This is a genomic window from Rhodopirellula sp. UH5, assembly GCF_056839225.1.
The window spans coordinates 5,566,955-5,590,802 of record NZ_CM166390.1 but is presented as its reverse complement, the minus strand read 5'-3'; the positions used below and the strand labels follow the sequence as shown (position 1 = coordinate 5,590,802).

At 57.3% G+C, this 23,848-nt stretch carries 24 protein-coding genes; 11 read left to right on the top strand and 13 right to left on the bottom strand.

The genetic code is table 11. From position 1 onward, the window contains the following. Window positions 1-40: 40 nt before the first annotated feature. Together UH5x_RS19810 and UH5x_RS19805 are read right to left on the bottom strand one after the other, a co-directional pair. Window positions 41-1,753 carry an FAD-dependent oxidoreductase gene (locus UH5x_RS19810; protein WP_482633436.1) on the bottom strand — a complete coding sequence of 571 codons (1,713 nt, stop codon included), beginning with the start codon at window positions 1,751-1,753 and terminating at the stop codon, window positions 41-43. Window positions 1,754-2,093: 340 nt separating this feature from the next. Next, a complete protein-coding gene (locus tag UH5x_RS19805; RefSeq protein WP_482633435.1) occupies window positions 2,094-2,225 on the bottom strand; it encodes a hypothetical protein in 132 nt (43 codons plus the stop codon). Window positions 2,226-2,411: 186 nt separating this feature from the next. On the opposite strand from UH5x_RS19805, the gene UH5x_RS19800 reads away from it, so the two are divergent. Beyond that, complete coding sequence (locus tag UH5x_RS19800; protein ID WP_047812763.1) at window positions 2,412-2,705, top strand: hypothetical protein; 294 nt, start codon at window positions 2,412-2,414, stop codon at window positions 2,703-2,705. 120 nt (window positions 2,706-2,825) lie between these two features. Here the strand turns inward: UH5x_RS19800 and UH5x_RS19795 are convergent, their stop codons facing one another. Beyond that, window positions 2,826-3,518, bottom strand: coding sequence for an alpha/beta fold hydrolase (locus UH5x_RS19795; protein WP_482636029.1), 693 nt, complete (start codon window positions 3,516-3,518; stop codon window positions 2,826-2,828). Between the two features lie 532 nt (window positions 3,519-4,050). Between UH5x_RS19795 and UH5x_RS19790 the strand changes: the two genes are divergently transcribed. Further along, window positions 4,051-5,658, top strand: coding sequence for a sulfatase family protein (locus tag UH5x_RS19790; RefSeq protein WP_482633434.1), 1,608 nt, complete (start codon window positions 4,051-4,053; stop codon window positions 5,656-5,658). Window positions 5,659-7,061: 1,403 nt separating this feature from the next. Here the strand turns inward: UH5x_RS19790 and UH5x_RS19785 are convergent. Beyond that, window positions 7,062-7,457, bottom strand: coding sequence for a TspO/MBR family protein (locus tag UH5x_RS19785; protein ID WP_482633433.1), 396 nt, complete (start codon window positions 7,455-7,457; stop codon window positions 7,062-7,064). A gap of 406 nt (window positions 7,458-7,863) precedes the next feature. Between UH5x_RS19785 and UH5x_RS19780 the strand changes: the two genes are divergently transcribed. Further along, window positions 7,864-8,865, top strand: a complete 1,002-nt coding sequence (locus UH5x_RS19780; protein ID WP_482633432.1) for a DUF3179 domain-containing protein — start codon at window positions 7,864-7,866, stop codon at window positions 8,863-8,865. Window positions 8,866-9,048: 183 nt separating this feature from the next. Next, complete coding sequence (locus tag UH5x_RS19775; RefSeq protein ID WP_236695970.1) at window positions 9,049-9,663, top strand: carboxymuconolactone decarboxylase family protein; 615 nt, start codon at window positions 9,049-9,051, stop codon at window positions 9,661-9,663. 17 nt (window positions 9,664-9,680) lie between these two features. Here the strand turns inward: UH5x_RS19775 and UH5x_RS19770 are convergent, their stop codons facing one another. The 6 genes from UH5x_RS19770 to UH5x_RS19745 form a co-directional block, all read right to left on the bottom strand. Beyond that, window positions 9,681-9,986, bottom strand: a complete 306-nt coding sequence (locus tag UH5x_RS19770) for a hypothetical protein (RefSeq protein WP_150122471.1) — start codon at window positions 9,984-9,986, stop codon at window positions 9,681-9,683. After that, entirely contained in the window at window positions 9,983-10,537 is a 555-nt protein-coding gene (locus tag UH5x_RS19765) for a TIGR04282 family arsenosugar biosynthesis glycosyltransferase (protein WP_482636028.1), read from the bottom strand. The genes UH5x_RS19770 and UH5x_RS19765 overlap by 4 nt, the downstream gene beginning before the upstream one ends. A 127-nt stretch (window positions 10,538-10,664) precedes the next feature. Next, window positions 10,665-11,543 carry a phosphate ABC transporter ATP-binding protein gene (locus UH5x_RS19760; RefSeq protein ID WP_482633431.1) on the bottom strand — a complete coding sequence of 293 codons (879 nt, stop codon included), beginning with the start codon at window positions 11,541-11,543 and terminating at the stop codon, window positions 10,665-10,667. Then, window positions 11,540-12,418, bottom strand: coding sequence for a phosphate ABC transporter permease PstA (pstA, locus tag UH5x_RS19755; protein ID WP_047812675.1), 879 nt, complete (start codon window positions 12,416-12,418; stop codon window positions 11,540-11,542). The genes UH5x_RS19760 and pstA overlap by 4 nt, the downstream gene beginning before the upstream one ends. Next, complete coding sequence (gene pstC / locus UH5x_RS19750; protein ID WP_482633430.1) at window positions 12,411-13,277, bottom strand: phosphate ABC transporter permease subunit PstC; 867 nt, start codon at window positions 13,275-13,277, stop codon at window positions 12,411-12,413. The genes pstA and pstC overlap by 8 nt, the downstream gene beginning before the upstream one ends. After that, window positions 13,258-14,103: a phosphate ABC transporter substrate-binding protein gene (locus tag UH5x_RS19745; protein ID WP_482633429.1), complete on the bottom strand. Its 846-nt coding sequence runs from the start codon at window positions 14,101-14,103 to the stop codon at window positions 13,258-13,260. The genes pstC and UH5x_RS19745 overlap by 20 nt, the downstream gene beginning before the upstream one ends. A 74-nt stretch (window positions 14,104-14,177) precedes the next feature. Between UH5x_RS19745 and UH5x_RS19740 the strand changes: the two genes are divergently transcribed. Together UH5x_RS19740 and UH5x_RS19735 are read left to right on the top strand one after the other, a co-directional pair. Further along, window positions 14,178-14,357 (top strand): hypothetical protein, encoded by a 180-nt coding sequence (locus tag UH5x_RS19740; RefSeq protein ID WP_482633428.1) that lies wholly within the window; start codon window positions 14,178-14,180, stop codon window positions 14,355-14,357. A 1,059-nt stretch (window positions 14,358-15,416) separates the two neighbouring features. Continuing rightward, window positions 15,417-15,734 (top strand): cupin domain-containing protein, encoded by a 318-nt coding sequence (locus tag UH5x_RS19735; protein ID WP_047812671.1) that lies wholly within the window; start codon window positions 15,417-15,419, stop codon window positions 15,732-15,734. A gap of 252 nt (window positions 15,735-15,986) precedes the next feature. Here UH5x_RS19735 and dsrP read toward each other — a convergent pair whose 3' ends face one another. The 3 genes from dsrP to UH5x_RS19720 all read right to left on the bottom strand — a co-directional run bounded on the left by dsrP (window position 15,987) and on the right by UH5x_RS19720 (window position 19,031). Further along, window positions 15,987-17,225 (bottom strand): sulfate reduction electron transfer complex DsrMKJOP subunit DsrP, encoded by a 1,239-nt coding sequence (gene dsrP, locus UH5x_RS19730; RefSeq protein WP_047812670.1) that lies wholly within the window; start codon window positions 17,223-17,225, stop codon window positions 15,987-15,989. A gap of 146 nt (window positions 17,226-17,371) precedes the next feature. Beyond that, window positions 17,372-18,325 (bottom strand): 4Fe-4S dicluster domain-containing protein, encoded by a 954-nt coding sequence (locus UH5x_RS19725; RefSeq protein WP_482633427.1) that lies wholly within the window; start codon window positions 18,323-18,325, stop codon window positions 17,372-17,374. Further along, window positions 18,312-19,031: a cytochrome c3 family protein gene (locus UH5x_RS19720; RefSeq protein WP_047812668.1), complete on the bottom strand. Its 720-nt coding sequence runs from the start codon at window positions 19,029-19,031 to the stop codon at window positions 18,312-18,314. Before UH5x_RS19720 ends, UH5x_RS19725 begins: the two co-directional genes overlap by 14 nt. 114 nt (window positions 19,032-19,145) lie before the next feature. On the opposite strand from UH5x_RS19720, the gene UH5x_RS19715 reads away from it, so the two are divergent. From UH5x_RS19715 to UH5x_RS19695, 5 genes are all read left to right on the top strand, one after another. Next, window positions 19,146-19,409, top strand: coding sequence for a hypothetical protein (locus UH5x_RS19715; protein ID WP_047812757.1), 264 nt, complete (start codon window positions 19,146-19,148; stop codon window positions 19,407-19,409). A gap of 2 nt (window positions 19,410-19,411) precedes the next feature. Then, window positions 19,412-21,835, top strand: a complete 2,424-nt coding sequence (locus UH5x_RS19710) for a molybdopterin-dependent oxidoreductase (RefSeq protein WP_482633426.1) — start codon at window positions 19,412-19,414, stop codon at window positions 21,833-21,835. Then, complete coding sequence (locus UH5x_RS19705) at window positions 21,832-22,620, top strand: diheme cytochrome c precursor (RefSeq protein WP_482633425.1); 789 nt, start codon at window positions 21,832-21,834, stop codon at window positions 22,618-22,620. Before UH5x_RS19710 ends, UH5x_RS19705 begins: the two co-directional genes overlap by 4 nt. Window positions 22,621-22,813: 193 nt before the next feature. Next, on the top strand, window positions 22,814-23,443 hold the full coding sequence (locus UH5x_RS19700; protein WP_482633424.1) for a 4Fe-4S dicluster domain-containing protein: 630 nt from the start codon (window positions 22,814-22,816) through the stop codon (window positions 23,441-23,443). Continuing rightward, complete coding sequence (locus UH5x_RS19695) at window positions 23,440-23,760, top strand: hypothetical protein (RefSeq protein ID WP_482633423.1); 321 nt, start codon at window positions 23,440-23,442, stop codon at window positions 23,758-23,760. Before UH5x_RS19700 ends, UH5x_RS19695 begins: the two co-directional genes overlap by 4 nt. Window positions 23,761-23,848 lie beyond the last annotated feature (88 nt).

Below are 23,848 nucleotides of genomic sequence, written 5' to 3'. Positions count from 1 at the left end.
AAGCACATGGGGAGGCCTTCATTATCGCGCTCGAATGAAATTAGTTCTGCAACTTCTGCCCACTGGCAAGCAGTCGTTCTCGCAGTTTGTTGTACGGGATGTCCTGCACTGCTACCGCACTATCAATCGCGATGGATGCGGCGGCACCTGCGCTTTGCCCGAGAATCATGAAGACCGGTTCCATGCGAATCGACCCATAGGCGGCGTGGGTGGATGATAGGGTCACGGGCACCAGCAAGTTCTCGCACTCCCGTTTGCTGGGCACGATTGAACGGTACGCGACGGGATAGGGCCTTGGGCACCACTTGCCGAACCCGCCCTCGTTGCGAACGGTCGTCTTGCCGTCGCGGACGACAACCACACGTTGGCAGAAATGGGAATCCATTGCGTACGAAGCAAGGCCGACCGAGTCTTCCGCGATGCGTTTTCCCTCGCAGTTGGCTTGGTCCATGATGTAGCCCGAGACCATTCGCCTGCCTTCGCGGACATAGAGTTCGTGGGGCCAATGGCCAGTGTTTTTGAACTCACTTGGGTCCAGGCCGAATGAGTTGACGCGTTGTTGTAGCGGTTTGGGGACGCGTGGGTCGTTGGCCAGGAAGTACATCAGGCCGACTTGGTAGTTGATGTGATCTTGAAAGATCTTTTCGCGTAGTTCGTACAACTCGGCCATCGGCATCGGCAATCCTCGGCGTGGCTCGGGTAGTTCATCGAAGGAGCCTGGGGTGTAGGTGCCATCGGGCCACTTATAGTTCCCGCCGACGTAGTCGCTGGAAAAGCTGCCGGCGTTGTTGGAGTCGCCGCGACGCATCTGCACTGGCCCGTCGGTCATTGGCGTGGTCGTGTAATTCAGTCTCCATTGGATGTCAGCATCGAAGTCAAGAAATCGGGCAAGCAGTGCATAACGATCGGGGTCGTAGCCTTTGGGTTTGGGAAATGGGATCTTGTTGTCGCTGTTCGTTAAGATCATGCGAAAATTGTACGCCTGGACCTTGTAGTCGCCTTGGCCAGGATCGCCGGCGGGCTTGATCGCGATCTCCCGCAGTAGGCCCGCGTTTGGATCACCGGGTTTGATGAACGGGCTGATGGGAAGATCGCAGAACTGGTACACGCCTTTCCATGACTCCGCCTGCCATTGTCCGGCGAGCGACTCGTTAAACGCCGACCTTGGCTCGCGGCCGACTTGGTAGGACACGCCTGCAGCCGCGTACAAGTCCCCTTCGTAGGTCGCATCGACAAACATCTTCGCGACGATTGTCTCGCCGGTCATCAGCGAGATCGATTGGATCCGTTTTTCGCGGAGCTCGGCGGATTCCAAGGGGCGGTCTAACAGAACCGTGACGCCGGCATCGTTGAGCATTTCAAGAAACTCAGTCTCGGCCTCATACGAGCTGAAGTTACTAATCTTTCCAAGTCGGTTATAGAACTCGCGAGCCAAGCCGCCAACAGATGTGTTCGTGCCGATGTCGGTCGCTGTCAGGCCGCCTGTGGTCAAACCGCCGACATGAGGACCGAACGAAATGAGTGCGACGTTCTTGTCCATCCGAGCCGCTTGGACTGCGGCTGTGATTCCACCCGGCGTGCTGCCGTAGACAACGACATCGAATGTGAGGTTTTGGGTTTCTTTGCGTTCAATCGGCGTGTAGTAGCACGGCAGTGATTCTGCGAAGACTGTATCTGGCTCCGTCGCTGGGCATGTTCCCACGAATGAGACTGCGGAGAACGAGACAAGGAGGAAACATAGTCGCTTGATCATGGCGGAGCTTTTAAGGTACTGGACTCTATTTTCGCTGCTATCTTGGTCCGCCAGTTGTAGCGAGTCAATCAGACCGCGGCTTTCGATGTGGAGCTGTGAACACCATCACGGGCGCATCAAAGACCGGCAAAAGTGCCCTCATTACGATTGTGGACTATTGTTTGGGGCGGGGGGCATTGTTGGGTTCGGGGAGGGGGTCTGAACGAAAAAAAGTGGCATAAGCTTCCAGCCTGTGATTGCGCGGAACACAGGCAGGAAGCCTATGCCACCTTTTCAACCGTCGAGAGCGTTCCGGATTTCAGCATGCAGTGCTGACCGGGTTGGGTATCGGTTCTTCAGTTCATCGGCACTCGTTCGCAAAACGCCACTGGTCGACCTCGGCTCGCGAAGACAGGGCTTGCATGAACTCAATCGCGTCGGAATCCAACGGTGACTCAATCGCGAGGAATTCGATCCACTGATACTCTGACATAGGATCTCAATTTCAATCACTCAAGGTTCGAATCGAACCGAGGAAGCATCTTCCTGATTCACATCGCAATAGAATGCACCTCGCCTCGGCAGATTGCAACCGATCCAAAACTTGGACGAGTCAACCGATGGTGGAAAACGAACAACTGGTGACCCTGGTCGTCATCCGCGAACGAATGGAGCAAACGTGGCAAAACCGAAACGTAAACTGACGGCAGCCGAAAAACGAGCCAAAAAAGAACGCCAAAAAAAGTACCAGTGGATCTTCATCAACGGCAAACAAGTGCGTATCAAACGTCCGCCGACCATTGACGGCCTTCCCGTCGACGAATTCATCCTCCGAAATGCCGACCCGATATGGCTGCACCAAAACGAAATGTGGGAATACATTCAGCCAGAACCGATTCCGTTTCCTGATGAAGACGAAGTGAACGCGGCATTCGATGCCGCTCACCAACAAGACGCGATTGAAGAAGAGTGAACAGAACCTGTTGCATCGGGCGTTTCCACTCCACGTCCCAAAATGCGTTGCAAAGGAACCGAGCCAAACGAGCAAGACCTGAATCGCAAACGCAAAAGAAGGACGCCCCACTCCTCTCGTTCACTTGGACAAATTCTTGTGGAGGATTTCGTTGATGTATGCGTTGACTTCATCGGGGTGTGTCAGTGAAAGGACGTGCCCGCCGCCGGCGACGATCTTGTCGGGATCCGTGTAGCGCAGTGGGAGTGTCCAGTCGCGGTCGCCGTGCAGATGGAAGACCGGGCAGGAAACGGCCGGTGTGCTGGACCAATCCAAGAGACGGGACAAAGACCATTTAAAAACGACTGGGTTGGAGTCGCGGAACTGACAGGCAAGCCCGTACGCGAAGGGTGCATGCCGCTTGATCGCTCGCGTCGCGATCGGCCGAGCGAGGAGCTGAAGAAAGCGAATCGGAATGAAGGGAACCAAGGACCGAAGCGGCCGAGCACAGCGGGCATACAGCGGCAGTTGTGACGGTGACTTGATGCTTCCGATCAAAATCACAGCTTGGGCGTCGACATGTTCGGCCAGATGCAAAGCGACGATGCCGCCAAATGATGCGCCACCCACAATGCACGGACCTTCCTCGAGTGTGTCCGCTATCCGTTTGGCGTACTCGTCGATCGACTCTTGGCGGTGAGGAGGCAACCAGGCGGGACAATGCAGTTGCGGAAACGCAATCTTCTGCGGCGTGAAGACGCGAGCGTCCGCGGCAAGCCCTGAGAGCAGAACGAGCGGCGTCGTCGTATCAACTGGAGTCGTGATCATTGCGATGAATCAACTTGAAATGTTGCCGACGAGTTCCTGTTGGATGATATCGGCAATGGTCTTCCAATTCCCGCCGGCAAGTCCGGCACCGATCATTGGATAGCCGAGCAACGGCTGGCTGCATAACATGTTTGCCGACAAAACCTTACCAAGTTGCAGATCGCGGATACGCCCAAAGGAGTGTTTCTTTACAATTTACAATGACGGTCCCGGGGAGACGGTCAACTGCAATACCGAGCGCCCCGAGATCGCTGAAAGACGAAAGCAAAGTTCAAGAACGTGGCGAATGGAACACGGTCGCAATTCGAAAATAGAAAGATTTAGATCATTCAATTTCGATGTGTCATGTTCTGGGTCTGGCGACGGCACTCCTCTCCGATGCCGACAATGCCACGTCGCGACTGAAATTTCATCACGACAAAAGGACGCTGCGTTCATGTCGGCGATACGATGACGAATCGCGTTCATCTTTTGCAACATTTTTCTGCAAACGCCCTGATATCAAACAAGTGAATCGATCCCAAAAGAAAGCAGCACGATGAACGCACATCAAAAGACAATTCTATTGACGTTGTTCTGTCTTTGCGGAATTTTCCAGGCAGATGCGTATGGCGAGCATCCTCTTCAATCAGCGACTTCGACGGAGCCTCGTACTCGTCGGGACCGGCCTAACATCGTCCTCATTTTTGCGGATGACCTCGGCTACGGTGATCTTGGTTGCTATGGAGCGACCAAGCTGAAGACACCGAATATCGATCAGCTCGCAGCAGAGGGACGACGCTTTACCGACGCGCACTCGGCGTCTGCGGTGTGCACGCCGTCTCGCTATGCTCTGCTGACGGGAGAGTATCCGCACCGGAGAAACCTGAGCAGGCCCGTTTTTCTAAAGAGCGGTTTGGTTGTCGATCCGAAAAAGCAGACCTTGGCGGATGTGATGAAAAACGCGGGCTATGCCACCGCCTGTGTTGGTAAATGGCATTTGGGCTTCGGTGAGAAAACTCCCGATTGGAACGGCGACCTAAAGCCCGGCCCGCTGGAACTGGGCTTTGATCATTACTACGGCGTGCCAACTGTGAATAGCCATCCGCCATTTGTTTATGTCGAAAACCACCGCGTCGTAGGCTTGCTGCCGGATGATCCGTTTGTTCATGGCAAGAAGGCGAAGACCAAAGAGATCCACGAAAAGATGCACATCGGCGACATCGGTGGCGCGGATGCGGCCCATGCTCTCTACGACGACTATCATGTCGGTACCCACCTCACGGAGAAAGCGGTCGATTGGATCAAGCAACAAAAGGAAGATCCCTTCTTCCTCTACCTGGCGACTACCAATATCCACCATCCCTTCACACCGGCACCCCGCTTCCAAGGAACCAGTGAGTGCGGCCTCTATGGCGACTTTGTTCACGAACTCGACTGGATCGTAGGCGAGATCACCAAGACGCTCGAAGCGCAAGGCGTGGCCGATGATACGCTGATCATTTTCACCAGCGACAACGGCGGCATGTTCAATGTAACCGGGCAGGGTGCTTGGGATGCGGGACACCATTTGAACGGTGAATTGCTCGGCTTTAAGTTTGGCGCTTGGGAAGGCGGACACCGCGTTCCGTTTATCGCCAAATGGCCAGGCAAGATCGAAGCGGGTTCGGTTTCGGATCAGTTGATTTGCAACGTCGATATGGTCGCGACAATTTCCGCACTGACTGGTGTCGAGATTCGCGACGGTCAAGCGGTCGACAGTGTGAATGTGCTGCCCGCACTGACTGGGAACCCGCAGAACCCCATTCGTGATCACTTGGTTCTGGCAGCGAGTCGACGCGGCTTCCTCGCGATTCGCAGGGGCAAGTGGATGTATATCAGCGGCCAGGGAAGCGGCGGTTTTGGCGGAACCAAACGAGGTCGACACGACTTTGCCGGCCCTGCCGCCATTGCCTATGCGGGATACACGAACAGCGATATTGCAAGTGGAAAGATCAAGCCGAATTCACCACCCGCACAGCTCTACGATTTGGAAAAAGACCTGAAACAGACTCAAAATTTGTATCACGAATTTCCGGAAGTCGTGCAGGGAATGGAGACGCTACTCGAGACCTATCAGCCATCGAGTGCCCCCACCCCGAAGAAAAAGAAGGCGAAGAAGCAATGAGCCTTTTGTTGAAATGCATCTGTCTGTTCTTTGGTGCGCGTTGTCCCAACGCGTCACCCAGTTGCGCCATGAAATGGCCCAATTCGTCGGCACCTTGAAGCGATCGTTCTTTCCACTGGTCTTCGGTCAGCTCAAACCTTCGCGACCCTTCATGCATTGGAGCAGCGGGAGCTTGCCGAGCGGGAAACGACACCCACCGAAGCCAGGCCCAAACCAGGCCAAATCCCACTCGAAGCAGCCACGCCTGAGAACGGCTTTTCAAATCTTTTCAAACGCAACTTCTTTGTGTGCGTGCTCGTCCCCAGGCTCCCGCCTGGGAACGCACTGTCTTGCAGGCTCTGCCTGCCGGGTTGCAAGTTCGTGAGGCAGGAGCCTCGGGCGCAGGGTGTGCCCAGGCTGAGCCGGGGCACAAGATCGCACGGATCGTTCCCAGGCTCCCGCCTGGGGACGCACTGCCTTGCAGGCTCTGCCTGCCGAGTTGCAGGTTCGTGAGGCGGGAGCCTCGGGAGCAGGGTGTCCCCAGGCTGAGCCGGGGCACAAGATCGCACGGCTCGTTCCCAGGCTCCCGCCTGGGGACGCACTATCTTGCAGGCTCTGCCTGTCGGGTTGCAGGTTCGTGAGGCAGGAGCCTCGGGAGCAGGGTGTGCCCAGGCAGAGCCTGGGCACAAGATCGCGCGGCTCGTCCCCAGGCTCCCGCCTGGGGACGCACTGCCTTGCAGGCTCTGCCTGCCGAGTTGCAGGTTCGTGAGGCGGGAGCCTCGGGAGCAGGGTGTGCCCAGGCTGAGCCGGGGCACAAGATCGCACGGCTCGTTCCCAGGCTCCCGCCTGGGGACGCACTGTCTTGCGGGCTCTGCCTGCCGGGTTGCAGGATCGTGAGGCGGGAGCCTCGGGGCAGGGTGTGCCCAGGCTGAGCCGGGGCACAAGATCGCACGGCTCGTTCCCAGGCTCCCGCCTGGGGACGCACTGCCTTGCGGGCTCTGCCTGCCGGGTTGCAGGTTCGTGAGGCAGGAGCCTCGGGAGCAGGGTGTGCCCAGGCTGAGCCTGGGTACAAGATCGCACGGCTCGTTCCCAGGCTCCCGCCTGGGGACGCACTGTCTTGCTGGCTCTGCCTGCCGGGTTGCAAGTTCGTGAGGCAGGAGCCTCGGGCGCAGGGTGTGCCCAGGCAGAGCCGGGGCACAAGATCGCACAGCTCGTCCCCAGGCTCCCGCCTGGGGACGCACTGTCTTGCAGGCTCTGCCTGCCGGGTTGCTGGATCGTGAGGCAGGAGCCTCGGGAGCAGGGTGTGCCCAGGCAGAGCCGGGGGACAAGACGGCGATGTCGCCGTCGTCAACTCCGATCATTCGGGGCAGCCCACTTTGAACGGTCGTCTCATCGCATCAAACGGGGCCTGACCCACGAAAGAGTCAGCCGTTGTTCCAGGTGATCGTGAATTGCAACACGGTCGCGATCGTCACCCAGATCAGGTACGGGATTTGAGCCACAGCGATCCAGCGATGGTGCGGCCAAATGGCTTTCATCGCCCAGACAATCGTGATCCACACGATCGCGATGTCGATCGCGGCGAGGGGCAGGTTCCGCAGACCGAACTGGATTGGTGTGAAGGCGATGTTCGCGATCAGATTGATGGCGAAGGGGATCGCGACGGGCCATGGGATTTGCTTGCGGGCGACACAGTAGAAAACGTATCCGAACGTGAGCAGGATGATCGGGTAAAGAATTTGCCAGATCGTGCCAATCGTCGAAGGCTCAGGCGTCCAAGCCGGTTTGTCGAGCGCGTCGTACCAGTCTCGCCAACTCATCTTTGGAAGCTCAAAATTGAAGGGGTGAAGTTTAAAGAGTGAGTGATGAAGTCGTAGCAGGTCAGCTACCCCACCCCAACCCTCGCCCGCTCGAAACGCGAGGAAGAAGGAGCAAGAAACAATTCGCTGCGAGGCTTTCGTTCACTGGGGAACGATCCAGAGCTACACTGATCAAGAGGCTCCCTCGATGAAGATTGCTACGAAGTGTTTTGCGGATCTTTTGCAAACTGTGAGTTGCCTCACTGCCCAATGAGCTCCTCGCTGCGATCGTGACATTGGACCGATGGGAAAAACGCATGGCCACCCCATCGGTCGCTGCCGGAAATCATTCTGACGTCGCCTCGACACGTCATCGCCAGGCAGCACACTCAGGTCTCTTGATTCATCGAAAAGGAGTTGATCCGAAATGGGTATTCAGTCCGGACTGATCCGCCGTTGTCTGCTTTTCACTTCGTTCGCGATGGCAGTGTCATGGTCGCTGCAACGTCATGCGGATCATTTCCCCAGCAATCCGCCAATCGCCCAACCGGTGCAACTTCCAGGTCAAGGAGGTGTCGGATTTGACTTGAGGCACGCCACCATCCCCGCCCAGGAGATTCGCTCGGGTGGTCCTCCCAAAGACGGCATCCCCTCTCTGTCGAATCCAAAGATGGTATCGGCGGCGGAAGCGACTTACTTGCGGGCCAGCGACCGGGTGATCGGCGTTGCGTCGGGGGGTGAATCGCGTGCCTACCCGCTTGCGATTTTGAACTATCACGAGATCATCAATGATCGCATCGGAGAACGACCGATCGCGGTGACCTACTGTCCCCTGTGTGACTCCGCCGTCGTCTTTGATCGCCAGACTCCGCTCGGAGAACTGGCGTTCGGCGTCTCCGGTTTGCTCTACAACAGCAACGTGTTGATGTACGATCGATCCAACACGGAAAGTCTTTGGTCGCAGGTGAAAGGCGAAGGTGTTTCAGGACCCGGTGCCGGAATGAAGTTGGGAGTGTTGCCAATGGAACTCACCACGTGGGCTGCATGGCAAGCTCGCAACCCAAACACAACCGTCCTCTCATCGGAAACGGGGCACCGGCGAAACTATCAAGGCAGTCCGTACGCCCGCTATTTCAAACAGCCCCAGCTGATGTTCCCAGCAAAACCAATCAGCAACGCCTTGCCCTTGAAGGAAAGCGTGTTGGGGGTTTGGGACGATGCCAACTCAATGGCGATTCCGATTTCCGCGTTGGGAGAGAAGTCGAAGCAAATCGAAATGTCACTGGGCAACAGAAAGTTCACCGTGGCCTTCGACGCTGACGATCAAACGATTCGAGTCATCAAGGCTGAGGCTGAACTTCAGTGGATGAATACGTTTTGGTTTGCATGGCATGCATTTCGTCCTGAAAGTGAGATTGCGAGTCGCTGACGTTGCCCTCCGGATTGCCCCGCAGTATGGTCCGTCACTTCACATCCCAGCGTTCGACGACACTCGCGGATTGGCGACCTTGATCATCACGCTCGATCGTTTTGTTGGAGTTCAGCATTCATGCCATCCCATCTATCTCCGCGGAAGAAATCCGAAGCCCGCGAATGTGAACTGATCTTTCGCATGGCACGACAGCAACTCGGCGTGGTTCCAAACTCGATGTTGACGATGGCTCGTCAACCAGCAGTGCTCGGCAGCTTCGCAATGCTGGTTGGAAACATCCTGGGCCCGCCAACCGACCGTCGCATACCGATTTGGACGGGCGTCCGGTTGTTCTGGAAGAACATCGTCTGGACGATCCGTCATCAGCAATCCAAATCCCGGGTCCCTGCGCCGCTGAAAAGTTTGGTTGCCCATGTGAGCAGCAATGCATCAGGATGTCGGTACTGCCAAGCGCACACGATCGGAGAGGCCTTTCACCTGGGCGTATCCGTCGAAAAGCTCGAAGCGGTTTGGGACTTCGAGAACAGCGACCTTTTCGACGCTGCGGAAGTCGCTGCGTTACGCTTCGCACTTGCTGCTGGCAGCACGCCCAACACTGTGTCCAGCGAACACTTCGCCGCCCTGAAACTGCACTACAGCGACGAACAGATCGTTGAATTGGGAGCAACGATTGCGTTATTTGGATTCCTGAATCGCTGGAACGACACGTTCGCGACAACTCTTGAACCAGAATCCGCGGCTTTCGCCCAGAAGCATCTTGGCGGTAGCGGGTGGGAAATTGGCAAGCACGGGTAGTGCAAGACTTGCGAGACTCAACGCCGCGACCGATACCAGCGCTGCAACGTGTCCGGTGGAATGCCCAAGCCGAAACCGGCGATGCAAAGTTGGTTGATGAGGGTGGTTTTTAGAATCCCCAGTCGCAGCCACCGGCAGGCGGAAGTTGTGACGGCGGCTTCGACCAGCGAAATGGTTCCCTGCTTCCGCAAACGGCGGCATAGCTCAACGTCTTCCATGAGCGGCCAATTCGGAAAACCACCGATTTCGAAAAACCGACGGGCGGACACAAACAATCCCTGATCCCCGTAGGGTCGTCCGAGGAAACGCGATCTGAAGTTCACGCCGCGCTCGATCCACCGCAACCCCCAACGGTCGTCGTCGATTCGCAACGAAAAAGCGTTTGCAAACCATGAACTTGGAATCGCAACTGAATTGCCTTCCGGGCGGTTTGTCGGAACACACTTTCGCCACCCCAGTCAATCTCTTGAAAGAGGCCAGGCTGGTTCGCGTTCAACCCAATCAGGTCGTAACCACCATCGATCGCCGGCCCCAACACCACATCGGCACGCGACAGTGCCCTCATCGCCTCGTCAAGAATAGTGGGGTCCATTTCGGGACAGTCCGATCCGATCACGACGACGCGTGTTGCACCTTCGTTGAAGGCCACGGCGAATGCATCGATCAATCGCTCCCCCAAACTTTCACCTTGCTGGGAACGATACTCCTTGTCCGTTCCAAATGCGTTTCGCATTCGTGTTGAATCACCACCGGCGAATCGCACTTCCAAATCACATGAATGGCCGCTTCGATACTCACTCGCGACGCCCAACGTCCGTTTCGTCAGTGACTGCTGCAGCCGTGCCGCACACTCAGCCCCTCGCGCCGGAATCATCCGGGTCTTGGTCACACCAGGTTCTGGATAGCGTGAGAACACGATCACCCGATGGGGCTTCGCCGCCGACTTGCTTGATTCAGGCGGATGGTCCAGAAGCTTTCCGATTGGATTCGCACTCTATGCGTTAACCCGCCTTGCCGTTGACGTAGGCGACCGTCAACGGTTGTCGTGGTTCATCGAAGATGCGAGCACCGGTCCCGTGCTCGATCAACGTGCCAGTCCCGTCGGTCGCCCAGAAGAATGCCGCGTAATCGGCGACCCGCCGGGCTTGCTGCAAGTTGTGGGTCACGATGACAACAGTGTACCGACCTCGAAAACGGAGCAGCAACTCTTCCACCACACCACTGGCCAGCGGGTCCAGGGCGCTGCACGGCTCATCCATCAAGAGAACTTCGGGACGCAAAGCAAGCGCCCGTGCGATGCAAAGCCGCTGCTGCTGGCCACCCGAAAGGGACAAGGCAGACGAGCCAAGCCGATCCTTCACTTCCGCCCACAGGCCGACGTCTTCGAGAACGGTCTCGATGATTTCTGCACGCTCGCTCCGGTTCCGAATCCCGTGTTCTTTCAGTGGCATTTCGATGTTTTTGCGTATCGAAAGCGGAAATGGATTTGGCTTTTGAAAGATCATTCCGACGCGACGGCGGAGCGAGATCACATCCTTGGTCGCGCGGACGTCGAGCGCACCGAGCGCAACCTTCCCCTCCACTCGGCATCCAGGAATCATGTCCGTCATCCGGTTCAAGCTACTCAAGAAGCTCGTTTTCCCGCATCCCGATGGCCCGATCAACGCGGTCACACACCCTCGGTGGATCGTCAACGAAATCCCGCTCAAGACGCGAGCGTTGCCGTAGTGAACCGCAAGCCCGTCGACTTCAATCAGCGGTTGAGGAAGACAGCAAGGTGGCCCGGTGTCGACGGGACCAAGTGTGAACCCGTTGCTTTCGGGGCAAGACGCTCGTTGGCAACCATCTTGGTTGCGTGCTGCTCTGTCTTTTGCGTTCATGTCACCACGATCCTTTTTCTCAGCCAACGATTGGCAGTCCAGCTAGCACTCGCGTTGATGACCAACAACATCGCAATGAGAACCAACGCGGAGCCATACGCATGCCGATCACCGCCAGCGACATTCATCGACAGATCAAAAATGTGAACAGACAAGGCACGCCCGGAATCAAACAACGAATCGGGTGAGCGGTCGACGTATCCGCTGGTAAAAATCAACGCCGCGGTCTCAGCCAACGCTCGGCCGATACCAAGCACCAATCCGACAACGACACCTGGCACAGCGGCTGGCAATAGCAGTTGGACAAGCGTGGCTGTTCGCGACAATCCCAACGCCGCAGCCCCCATCCGATATTCATTCGGAACGGAACGAAACCCTTCTTCCGTCGCTCGAATCAGGATCGGCAGCACCATGCATGATAGTGTGAGACCGCCCGATAAGATGGAAAACCCCAGCCCCAAGTGGATGCAAAAAAATGCGTTGCCGAATAGCCCGAACACAATGGAGGGCACCCCTGCGAGTACATCCAAGCTTCTTCTCACCAGCTTTCCAAACAGACTTTCCGCCTGCGTCAACTCACTTAGCAGGATCGCAGTCCCGACTCCCAGCGGCACGGACACGACCATCGCAACGGCCAGAATGAGCAGCGTTGAAACAACGATGGGAAAGATCCCTCCATCACGTCCCGCGTTGCGAGGAGCTTCCGTCAGAAACGCCCAGGAGATCGAGGGCAGGCCGGCAATCACGATGTCCGCTAAGATCCAGACAAAAACAACACTGACCATCGCGGCGATGGACCACACGACACAGGTCGCCAGGGAATCAAGCAGCCTGCTGACAGTTGGACGCGAAGGCGTGGTGGTTGTGCTATCCATGAATGCGTCCTTGACTGACCCATTCTGCGAAGCCAACCAACACCATGACCATTCCCATCAAGAGCAGTCCGCACACAAACAGTGCCGAACGATGGCCCTCCATCGCGTAAGCCATCTCCAACGCAATGTTTGCCGTGATCGTACGGACCGGCTGAAAGATGCTGGTCGGGTTTTGGACGACATTGCCAGCAACCATCAGCACCGCCATGGTCTCGCCGATCGCCCGGCCTGTCCCCAACAACACGGCCGTGAACAGACCCGATCGAGAGGCCGGCAACACGACGCTCAAAACGGTTCGCCCGCGAGACAACCCGAGTGCCGCGGAAGCTCGCAGGTATTCGCTTGGCAAATTGTCGAACGCAGCACCGGCGAGCAACGCGATGGTTGGAAGAATCATGATCGTCAAGACGATGATCGCCGAGAACAGACTGGTGCCTGGCGGATGCCAGCGTGCAATCAGTGGGACGAGCACGACCAGGCCCCACAGACCGTAGACCACCGAAGGAATCCCGGCGAGCAGTTCGATCATTTTGCCGTGCGTGTGCCTCAATCGGCTCGGGGCATAGAAGTGTGCGAACACCGCCGAGCCAATGCCAAGTGGTGCTGCCAGGAGAACGGCGCCCGCGGTTGCCAGCGACGTCGCCACCATCATCGGAACAAGATTGAATTGCCCGCCGGCCGCCCCAGCGGACGGGTGCCAGGATTGGTCAGAAACGAATCGACGAACACCAACATCGCGAATCGCGGGCAGTGATTCCCAAAGCAGAAACCCCACAATCACCACCGTGATCGCTCCGGTCAGCAACCCGCATCCGCGAAGGATCCAAACGAGCGTGACATCACTGCGAGAGCGGGACAAAGTACTGCTCCAGAATGATCTGATTGACGTCGCGTGAGCGAGCAAAGTCGATGAACTCCGCCACGATTCCGGTTGGCGTGCCTTGCACGACCAGATTCAATGGACGCGACAAAGGAAAGTCACCCGCTCGTACATTTTCGATGGATGCCGCTATCCCCGCCAGCGGGAGCAGTTTGATCTCGACGTCGTGCTTGGCATCGTATTCAGCAGTCCCAATCGAAACATAACCAATCGCGTGACGGTTACCGGCGACTGTCTTGATCCCCTGTTCGTTGTCGCCGATCACCGCATCGGCTTTGATTTGTTCGTTGTTCAGTTGGAAATGCCCAACGAATAGCTCCAGTGTGGATCGACCTTCAGCTTTGTTGACGACGGCGATGGGAGCGTCTGCCCCGCCAACTTCCTTCCAGTTGTTGATGCGATCTGTGTAGATGGCCACAAGCTGATCGTCGGTGAGTGAGGCCACGGGATTGTCCCGATGGATGATGACGCAGACACCATCTCGAGCGAGCGGGAACGCCGTCAGGTCCTGTTCTTCTGCTTTGAGGTCTCGCGAGACCATCCCGATGTCAGCGAGGCCACGCCGTGCATCGGCAACGCCTCGTGAAGAGCCGCCGCTTTGCACATCAACACGCACTCCAGGGTGCAGCGATTCAAATTTCTTGGCGATCTCACTCATCAACGGGGCAACAGTGCTCGAGCCTGTCAAAACGATTTGGTTCTCGTTTTGATCGGCATCGTTTGAAGAGCAACCGGGGAACACGCAGAACAGCAGTCCCAGGACCAACAGGGCGATTGCCCTGACAAGATGTGGGCGTGGTATCACGATGACTCCTTCGACACACTCTCCACCACGGTTCCCTGACATTCCAAACCGCATCCGTCGGTGCAGCCGAAGCAATGCCAACCGGTCTGGACCGAGCCGCACATGACACCCTCAACGGTGAGCGAATGGAAGACGTCAATCAGTTTCTGCATGCACACATCAAGTGGATCGGCCCGGAGCAGATCATCGAGGAACCGGCTGATTGGAAGGATGATGATCGTGTGCCGTTCCCAAGAGACAATCTCGTCACGTGACTTCAGCTCGTCGCGGGAAGCCGAACCTTGGCCGCTCGCAAGTGAAGACGGTAGGCCGACACGATCCTTACACGACATCCGAATTTTTCTTGGCCGACGTTTGCTGTGTCGAAGCGTCAGCCATGCCGACGGATCAAGAATCGTTTCCTGCGTCTTGCCCTTCCGGAATGGCTTATCGTGTGCCTGAACCGCCAGATGGCGCAGAGCGTGTCCCAGAACCGCCAGGGGCTGAGTAGCTTTGTGCAGGGGCGGAATACGACGACGCAGGCACTGAGTTCGTCGAGCCAGAGCCCTGGTACGCGGGCTGGGAATACGAAGGCGACGCCGAGTAGGCAGACGAGCCATACCCTGCCGCAGGAACGGTGCAACTCCCGTTCTGGCGGCATCCGGCAAGCCACAGGCTTCCAAACGCAGCCACGCCGACGACTGATGCACGGGTGAGTAGTTTACGAGACATGGAGAGGCATCCTTGCAAAAATGGAGCTTTGATTGGTCTGGAACGAGAATTCCTGTCTGGTTCCTCTTCGGCTCGGCACGTCCGTTTGCAGTGTGAGCCGACACACGGGGCCGGGAATCGTTTTACAAGAAGCGGAGCCTTTGGTCTGTGAAGTGACTCACAGTTGATGCTGCCCAGTCTTGTCCCCAGGCTCCCGCCTGGGAACACACTGCCTGGGAGGCTCCCGCCTCCTACTAAGCAATCCCAAAGCAGGCTCTGCCTGCCGAGTTGCAGGATCGTGAGGCAGGAGCCTCGGGGCAGGGTGTGCCCAGGCAGAGCCGGGGTACAAGATCGCACAGCTCGTCCCCAGGCTCCCGCCTGGGGACGCACTGGTACGAGTTGTTGAGCCGCTCGCCTGTTCAGGAAAGCGTTTGCGACTGCAATCACTTCCGCATCGCTTACACTTCCAATCATCACATGGCCTCTGTTGGCCATGTCGTGACACTTGAAGTTCAACCCGCCTCACGCCAAGCAACTCAAACAAGTCGAATCGACGTTGGTCGTCGGCACCGTCGCCTCGGCCAGTTGAATGACATTCCCCCTTTCAAAAGAAAGCAGACCAAATGAGTGAAACCATGACCGCCGGAAAGCTGATCGACCTGCACGACATCGGCACCGATGCCGAACCCAAACCGAAACTGTTGATCAAAACCGAGCCGATGAACGTGATGCGTTTGGTCCTGCCCGCCGGCAAAGCCATCCCCGAACACAAAGCCGCGAAGGACATCACTGTTCAGTGCGTTGCCGGGAAGGTCGACTTCACGGCGATGGGCGAAACGATGACGATGACACCAGGCAAGATGTTGTTCCTGCCGCCCGGCGAACTTCACAGTCTGACCGCGATCGAAGACTCGATCATGCTAGTCACGAAAGCCAACTGACGCGGCCCAGGAGTCCGATGCGACTCTCTACGACCGTGCGACAGCTCACCGTGGGCCGTCTGCCAGATCGCAATCCCCCCTGAGGGCCAGGACGACGAATCCTTCACGATCCGCGCTGGACCGGGACTGATATCGAAGTGCATCCCATGCCCTCGGCCCGAAAAGGCTGAGGGCAATCGCAATCGGCCCAGCAAGATGGGCGATGAGCAAGACTCTTCCACCGAATCAGCAGATGCAAATTGCCCAGCGGCTTCAATGCTCGGCGGGGCGTTTCAGCGTTGGCAGGGCAGTTTTGATCGCGATGGTGAACACCATCAACCCGAACGCCCAAATCCCGACGGTGACTTTCCATTCGAGTTGGCTGGGGACGTATTCAACGACCTCGTGCAGTGTGCTGGGGATGAAACCGGGGACGATCAACCCCATGCCTTTTTCGATCCACGCGCCGACAAATGCCATGCAGCAAGCGGCCACGAGCAGTGGCCGCCAACGGAATCCGAGCAACCCCGGCCACAGGAAGAGTAGCGCCGCGGTAATGTTCAATCCGATCGCGGTCCAGGTCCATGGGACAAGTGCGGTTTTGCCGTGCAAGCCGAAGAACAAATACTTCGCTGCGCTCACGTGCGAACCACCGGTGTAGAACTCAGTGAATAGCTCGGACGCGACCATCAGCAGGTTGATCAGAATGGTGACTCGAATGATTCTGGTCAGCGTGGCGATCGGATGATCGAGTCCGCCGATGCCGGTCAGTCTTTTGATCAGCACCATCGCAACGATGATGAACGCGGGGCCGGAGACGAACGCGGACGCCAGGAAACGCGGGGTAAGCAGCGCGGTGTTCCAAAACGGTCGCCCACCGAGACCGCAGTACAGGAACGCGGTGACGGTGTGAATTGAAATCGCCCACACGATCGACAGCATCACGAACGGGATGTACCACGTCGGATTGGGTTTGCGGCCGAGGAAACGCATGTAAAGCAAGTAGCCGCAGATGTGCAGATTCAAGACGAGATAGCCGTTCAGCACGATCACGTCCCAGGTCAACATGGAGATGGGCCAGTTGAATTTTCCAATCCCTGGCAACATGTGCCAAAACCGATCCGGCCGGCCGAGGTCAGCGACAACGAACAGCAAGCACATCACGATCGCAGCAATGGCAAGCAACTCGCCGATGATGACAACATCATGCATCTTGCGGTCATGATACAGGTACGCCGGGATGACCATCATCACACCGCCCGCAGCCAACCCGACCATGAACGTGAAGTTGGCGATGTACAGTCCCCACGAAACCTGATCGGTCATGTTGGTGCCGATCATGCCGCCGGCAACTTGATTGGCCCACGCGTTCGCGCCGACCAAAAACAGCATGGTCAACATCGTCATCCACGCATAAAACGCGAATGACCCTTCCGTTGCCAGCCACAACGAACGTCCGATGAATTTCGGATAGCTCGTGACATGCGATTCTTTGGCGGGGATGCTGCTCATAATGAATTGCTTCTCAAGAAAAATGACGCAGAGGCGGCCAGACGGAGAGCCGCAAAGAAAGGAGAAAGAAGGTCAAAAGCTCCGCGTTGAAACTTCCCTCCGCGTCTCCCCATCACACGCGACTTTGCGTCAACTTCTTTCCCAGCTCAATCGAAGTAGTAAAAGAATGCCGGCTTGGTACCGAGTTCTTCTTTGAGGATGTAAACACGTTTGTTTTCCAGAATCCAGCGGATATTGGAATCCTTGTCGAGAATATTGCCGAACACGCGAGCGCCCGTCGGGCAGGCTTCCAGGCACGCGGGCAACTTGCCGCGGCGGGTTCGGTGCAAGCAATACGTGCATTTTTCAACGACACCGACCGGACGAATCCGATTGCTCAAGTAGCTTTGGTCTGGGTTGACCTCTGCGGCCGGCACCTCCGGTTTCTTCCAATTGAAACGCCGCGCGTGGTAAGGGCAGGCCGCTTCGCAATAGCGGCAACCGATGCACCAGTTGTAATCGACCACAACGATGCCATCTTCTTCCTTCCACGTCGCCTTGACCGGGCAGACGTCGACACATGGTGGTTCGTCGCACTGCTGGCACTGCACGGGCAAGTAGAATTTGTCGTCCTTGGGAACCACACCGGTGTACGTCGTCGAGCCTTGTTCCATGTCCATCGTGCCCTTTGGCATTTCGATGACGCGGATGTACGACTGGTTGGTGTCGCGGTCGTGATTGTTTTCTTTGTGGCAGGCTTCGACACATTTGCCGTTGCCATTGCACACGCTGAGGTTGATCGCGTAGACGAATTTTGTGCCAGGGATTGGGCGATCATCCCCGATCGTCACGTCCGCGCCGTACTTCTCTTTGGTCTCGGCTTCCAGGCGAGCAATCACATCGGCCTTTTGCTCGGGCGACAGTTCGGTGTAGTGCGTCTGCATGAACTCCGCCGCCGACGTGTTCTTGGCGGCTTGTCGCAGCGGCGAAATCGCGGCCACGAACGCTCCCGCACCCAGCGTTGCAAAACCGGCCTTCACGGCGGCGCGGCGGCTGAAGTTCTCAACGATGGGCAGGCTGGGCTTGGACGAGGGCGTTGAGTCGGTTTCAGTGCTCGTCATGGGATTCCGCTCCTTCGTGGTCGTGACTGTGATCGAGAGGGGCGTTGAAGCGGTCTTTCGGCTTGAAGCCGACAATCATCTTGGGGTAGGCCGGTGCGTGCGGATCGTGGCAGTCGATGCAGTTGTTCTTCATCTGGGGTCCGCGAGTCAAATCCCAGTGCCCGTTCATACCACCGTGGGCACCATGAGCGAAGGACTCCGCTTGTTTGCTGTGGCACTGAGAGCACAGCGTCATCACCTCCTGATAAGCCACCAAAGTTCCGTCGGCCAACCGCAACGAATCCGAGTCATCGGGATTGTGGCAGGAATAGCAAGCGATGCTGCCGTGACTGAATGTCATGCCTTGATGAAATTCGTCGAGCGTAGCGGCCGTTTTGTTGTCCAAGTTCGGCTGGCGAACGCGGTGGCAAGTGGAACAGGCAACGCTGCCGGTTCGTCCTTGCGGGTCCGTGCCGGCGAGTTCGATCCGCGGCGGACCAGATGGTTTACGGATGACCGTAGGGTAAGCCTCTTGCTCGCCATCGGACTTCGCTGCAGGCTCACTCGCAGACTGGAAGCTCACGTCACCAGACTGTGCAACCGAAGCCACAGCGTCCGGGGTGGCGTGCGAATCCTCTCGCAATGCCGTTCGACTGGTCGCGACGAAGAACATCGCGCCGATCAAGCACACCACGCCAGCGAAGAGCAGATTGGCGATTCGCGACATGAATTTCCATCCCAAATGAGGTTTCACTGACGACGCCCATGGTATACCTTGACGTGCAGGTTCGCGAAACCTCACTTCCGATCCTTTCTGCCACGTTTTCAAAAAGCAATCTCAGTGCCAATCAGTGGTCTCGTCGTCACGTTCGCTTCTTCCGTGGAAGAACATATCAGTGCGATCGAATCCATCACAAACATTCCCGAAATTGACTTGGGGCAAGCCTGTGGCAGCAAGCTTGCAATTGTCGTGGACAGCGAAACTAAAACACGCGACCAAGAGATCTGGAATGCAGTCCGAGACTTGCCGGGAGTGATCGACTTGGCCGTCGCCATGGTCGCGTTCGACGAAGACACCGAAGAAGAACCATCCACAAGGAACTGAAGATGAACAACGACCGACGTGCCTTGCTCAAGACAGCCGCGATGGCTGCCGCCGGTTCCATGGTCGCGGGCGCGACGCTGCCAGTTCTTCAGGCTGACCAAGCCGTCGATGGATTGCCCACAGGCGAAGGCTTGGAGTGGAACAAGGCACCTTGTCGTTTCTGCGGCACTGGATGCCACGTTCAAGTTGGTGTCGAAGATGGGCGTGTCGTCGCGGTTGCTGGCGACAAGGCCGCCGATGTCAACAAGGGTTTGCTGTGCGTCAAAGGCTATCACGTTGGCAGCATCCTCTACGGCAAGGACCGACTGACTCGGCCGCTGCTTCGCAAAGACGGCAAGCTGACCGAAATCAGCTGGGACGAAGCGATTGAAACCATCGCCCAACGAATCTTTGACTCGCCGGATACGTTTGCGTTTTACGGGTCCGGCCAATGGACGATCCCCGAAGGCTACGCCGCTCAGAAGTTCATGAAGGGCGGACTGAGCAACAACCACATCGACCCCAACGCGCGGTTGTGCATGGCTTCGGCGGTGACCGGTTTCCTGGCAACGTACGGTGTTGATGAACCGGCAGGTTGCTACCAAGATCTCGACGAATGCGACGTGCTGATCACCTGGGGCAACAACCCCGCCGAAATGCACCCGGTGCTGTTCTCGCGAGTCACCGATCGTCGTTCGCGTGGTGAACAGGTCCGCATCATCGACATCGGAACGCGTCGGACTCGAACCACCGATGCAGCGAACGACTACTTGGAAATGAAACCGCACGGCGACGTTGCGATTTCGCTGGGCATCCTGCACCTGCTCATCGAGAACGACAACTACGACAAATCGTTTGTTGAGAAACACTGCAACTTCCGAGGCGATGAAGCGGACACCCCGACGCTGCAAGGTGAGCCAATTAGCGAAGAGGAATTTCGCAAACGGATCGCCAAGTACACGCCAGAGCATGTCGAAGAATTGTCGGGGGTTCCGGCGGACAAGATTCGCATGCTTGCCGACTTGTTTGGGCAACACGACATTCGAATCACGTCGCTCTGGTGCATGGGCATGAACCAGCACACGATGGGCACGGCCATCAATTCGTTGGTCCACGGCGTTCACCTGTTGTCGGGGCACTTCGGTCGCCCCGGCGATGCCCCCACCAGCCTCACCGGACAGCCATCGGCGTGCGGCACGGTCCGCGAAGTTGGCACGCTGGCTCACGCGTTGCCAGGTGGCCGGGTCGTCACCAAGCCTGAACATCGCGAGCAAAGCGAAGGCTTCTGGAACGTTCGCGAGGGAAGCATCAGCGAAGTGCCGGGCTATCACACGGTGAAGATGTTCGAGCAGTTCACCAAACCCACGGCGGAAGGCGGTGACATCACAACGATGTTCGTGCAGGTCACCAACCCGGGCCAAACACTGCCGAATTTGAACGCACTCTTCAACGACAAACAGGGTCTCGAAGACAAATTCTTGATCGTCAGCGATGTGTACCCGACCGCGACCACGGCACTCGCTGATCTGATCTTGCCAGCCGCAATGTGGGTCGAGAAAAACGGCATGTTTGGCAACAGTGAGCGGCGAACACAACAGTGGTTCAAAATGGTCGATCCGCCGGGCGAAGCCCGTGACGATTGCTGGATGACCATCGCGATCGCGCACAAGCTGTTCGAGATGGGCCATGAGGGAATGAAGGACAAAGACGGTGCATTCATCTTCGCGGTGAAAGACGACGCTGGCCAAGAGATTCCCGTTTGGGAATTCGATCGCTACTACGACACCAACGTCGACAAGCATCTGTTCGAGGAGTACCGCCAGTTCACGACGATGAAACACAAGAACCTCGCCCCGTATGAGGAATACGTGAAAGCTCGCGGGTTGCGTTGGCCAGTGGTCGAGCAAGAAGACGGTTCATGGCGAGAAACCAAGTTTCGTTTCTCGGGATTCGACGACCCGTTTGTAAAAGCCGGCGAGGAATTCGAGTTTTATCATTCCTCATCTAGCGATGGTCGCGCGCAGATTTGGTTCCACGAGTATCAGCCGCCGCCGGAAATGCCTGACGAAGAATATCCGATGTGGCTTTGCACCGGCCGAGTGCTGGAACATTGGCACACGGGCACGATGACACGGCGGGTCTCGCAACTCAGCCGCGCGATGCCAACCGCGTATGTGGAAATGCACTTGGAAGACGCCCAAGCAGCCAACATTCGCCAGGGCGAAATGGTCACCATTGAATCTCGTCGTGGCGTTTGCGATTTGCCGGTGTGGATCGATGGCCGTGGCCGACCACCACGTGGCACGATCTTTGTTCCGTTCTTTGACGAAACCAAACTGATCAACAACTGCACACTGGAAGCTTACGATCCGTTTTCGAAACAACCGGACTACAAGAAGTGTGCGGCTCGTGTTGTCAAGAAAACGACTGCCAAGGTGCCTTCATGAACCGGCTGACAACGATCTTTCTCTCGGTGGTGATGGCCGTCGCGGTGATGGGATACTTCGTTGGTCTGGGTGATGGCGTGCCAAAACCCGATGGCATGCACGAATCACCGTTGACTGATCGCGAGATTTCAAGAACGAGGACGGAGACAAAGTTGATTCCTGCGGTCAGTTACGCTGAGATCGCCAGCACACCAATGGGACCGACGAAACCCTGGCAGTCGATGCCGCAGGCATTGCCAGCGCCGGAGTACGATCTCTACACCCAGATCGAACCGAGTGAATCGGAGAAGGAAGCGTCCAGCGGACTGCGGGCATCACGCCGTGCGTTCAACGGTGCTCCACCGATCATTCCGCACCCCGTTGAAAACACCACCGATGCGGCTTGTTATGCATGTCATTCCAGTGGCGTGCAAATGGCGAATTTGAAGGCCAGCGTGATGTCGCACGAATTCCTCGGCAACTGTGTCCAGTGTCACGCATCGATGGCACCGGCACCGTTCCAAGAAGTCGATGCCAGTGTCTCAACGAGCTTTGTCGGCTTGCCGGCACCGAAAGCGGGCAAGCGTGCCTACCAAGGCGCACCGCCGACAATCCCGCATTCGCAGTGGATGCGAGAAAACTGCAACGCTTGCCATGGCGGCCCGCATGGATGGGCTGGCATGGAATCAACGCACCCGTGGCGAACGAACTGCACGCAGTGCCACGCCCCCTCAGCTTCGCTCGATCAAATGCCAGAAGCCAATGCCGTCCCGATGCTGCCGCCGCTTGATGTGGTCGCAAAGTGAATCAGGGAAAGAAATGACGCCAAGTCACGAGGACCGGGGAGACGTTGACAAGCCAACGCAGAGAAAAAGCTCCGCTCTGCGGCGGTTCCTCTTTGCAACTCTCCGCCTCCCGCTTGTTGCGTTTTCATTTCTCTTCCAGCCGACTGCCGTCTCCCAAAGCCGCCGTGCATTGCTGCAAGGTCGACTCTGGAAATTGAGACCACCATCGCGATTTCCGGCGCTCGTCACACGATTGCCCAAACCAGAGGTGGAAGAACGACCGCTTGCACAGCCACGCAGCATTGGCGGCATCCATATCGATCCCGTTCCGCCAACCAATCTGACTGGCCAGCCTCTCGCTCGCACGATCCCTGTTCATCGACCACCCGGTGCGATCGACGAGTTTCAGTTCCTGGCGGGCTGCACCCGGTGCGGCGACTGCATCACCGCGTGCCCGCACAACGCGATCGTTCAAGCCCCCGATCGCCTGGGCGCGGTCGCCGGCACACCGGTCATCGACGCCGACACATCCGCCTGCTTGATGTGCGAAGACTTTCCGTGCATCGCATCGTGTGAACCGGGTGTGTTGGTCGACACGATCCCGCCGATCATGGGAACCGCCCGGATCACCGAACACCTGTGCCTGGCCCACCACAGCACGACTTGCACCGTTTGCAGTGAACGATGTCCTGTCGACGACGCAATCGCCGTCACCGATGGCAAGCCCGTGATCAAGGAAGACACCTGCACCGGGTGTGGCGTTTGCCGCTACGTTTGTCCGGCACCTGAAAACGCCATCTTACTGATGCCCGCCTTCTCGCGTCCCGGATTACCCAACGCATGACGTCGAAAAAACTCACACTGGCAGACCTCGAAAACAATGAACCGCTGCCGGAAATCCTGGAAGCAGAATGGGCCCAGGATCAAGTCCTGCAGTTGTTCGCCGACCTCTCCGAAGGCGCCGACGTGCAGCACGTTCAAATGAAATCCACCGCGACCGATGCGACAGTCTCGCTGGCCGAGGCCGCATCCGCATTCGCTGCCGATGAAGCCCAGGCCATTCAGGTTCGTTACGTCTTTGAGAACGAAATGTGGTGCGACACGATCATGCCCGGCAACCCCACGACCAAGATCATCCGGAACCGGTTGCCAACCGGCTAGCGTTGCCCAACCACGGACGGAGGTGACTGCAGGCTCAACGGGCAATTGCAAGTTCGGCACCTGATTCGGCGCCGTTGCCCGATCCAAG

What these genes read in the sequence shown, in the direction of transcription:
- UH5x_RS19790 (WP_482633434.1), top strand. Translation starts at nt 4,051, where the DNA reads ATGAACGCACATCAAAAGACAATTCTATTGACGTTGTTCTGTCTTTGC.
- UH5x_RS19710 (WP_482633426.1), top strand. Translation starts at nt 19,412, where the DNA reads ATGAACAACGACCGACGTGCCTTGCTCAAGACAGCCGCGATGGCTGCC.
- UH5x_RS19740 (WP_482633428.1), top strand. Translation starts at nt 14,178, where the DNA reads ATGCCAACCGGTCTGGACCGAGCCGCACATGACACCCTCAACGGTGAG.
- UH5x_RS19720 (WP_047812668.1), bottom strand. Translation starts at nt 19,031, where the DNA reads ATGTCGCGAATCGCCAATCTGCTCTTCGCTGGCGTGGTGTGCTTGATC.
- pstA (WP_047812675.1), bottom strand. Translation starts at nt 12,418, where the DNA reads ATGGATAGCACAACCACCACGCCTTCGCGTCCAACTGTCAGCAGGCTG.
- UH5x_RS19810 (WP_482633436.1), bottom strand. Translation starts at nt 1,753, where the DNA reads ATGATCAAGCGACTATGTTTCCTCCTTGTCTCGTTCTCCGCAGTCTCA.
- UH5x_RS19785 (WP_482633433.1), bottom strand. Translation starts at nt 7,457, where the DNA reads ATGAGTTGGCGAGACTGGTACGACGCGCTCGACAAACCGGCTTGGACG.
- UH5x_RS19775 (WP_236695970.1), top strand. Translation starts at nt 9,049, where the DNA reads ATGGCACGACAGCAACTCGGCGTGGTTCCAAACTCGATGTTGACGATG.
- UH5x_RS19805 (WP_482633435.1), bottom strand. Translation starts at nt 2,225, where the DNA reads ATGTCAGAGTATCAGTGGATCGAATTCCTCGCGATTGAGTCACCGTTG.
- UH5x_RS19760 (WP_482633431.1), bottom strand. Translation starts at nt 11,543, where the DNA reads ATGAACGCAAAAGACAGAGCAGCACGCAACCAAGATGGTTGCCAACGA.
- UH5x_RS19705 (WP_482633425.1), top strand. Translation starts at nt 21,832, where the DNA reads ATGAACCGGCTGACAACGATCTTTCTCTCGGTGGTGATGGCCGTCGCG.
- UH5x_RS19735 (WP_047812671.1), top strand. Translation starts at nt 15,417, where the DNA reads ATGAGTGAAACCATGACCGCCGGAAAGCTGATCGACCTGCACGACATC.
- UH5x_RS19695 (WP_482633423.1), top strand. Translation starts at nt 23,440, where the DNA reads ATGACGTCGAAAAAACTCACACTGGCAGACCTCGAAAACAATGAACCG.
- dsrP (WP_047812670.1), bottom strand. Translation starts at nt 17,225, where the DNA reads ATGAGCAGCATCCCCGCCAAAGAATCGCATGTCACGAGCTATCCGAAA.
- UH5x_RS19780 (WP_482633432.1), top strand. Translation starts at nt 7,864, where the DNA reads ATGGGTATTCAGTCCGGACTGATCCGCCGTTGTCTGCTTTTCACTTCG.
- UH5x_RS19765 (WP_482636028.1), bottom strand. Translation starts at nt 10,537, where the DNA reads ATGATTCCGGCGCGAGGGGCTGAGTGTGCGGCACGGCTGCAGCAGTCA.
- UH5x_RS19725 (WP_482633427.1), bottom strand. Translation starts at nt 18,325, where the DNA reads ATGACGAGCACTGAAACCGACTCAACGCCCTCGTCCAAGCCCAGCCTG.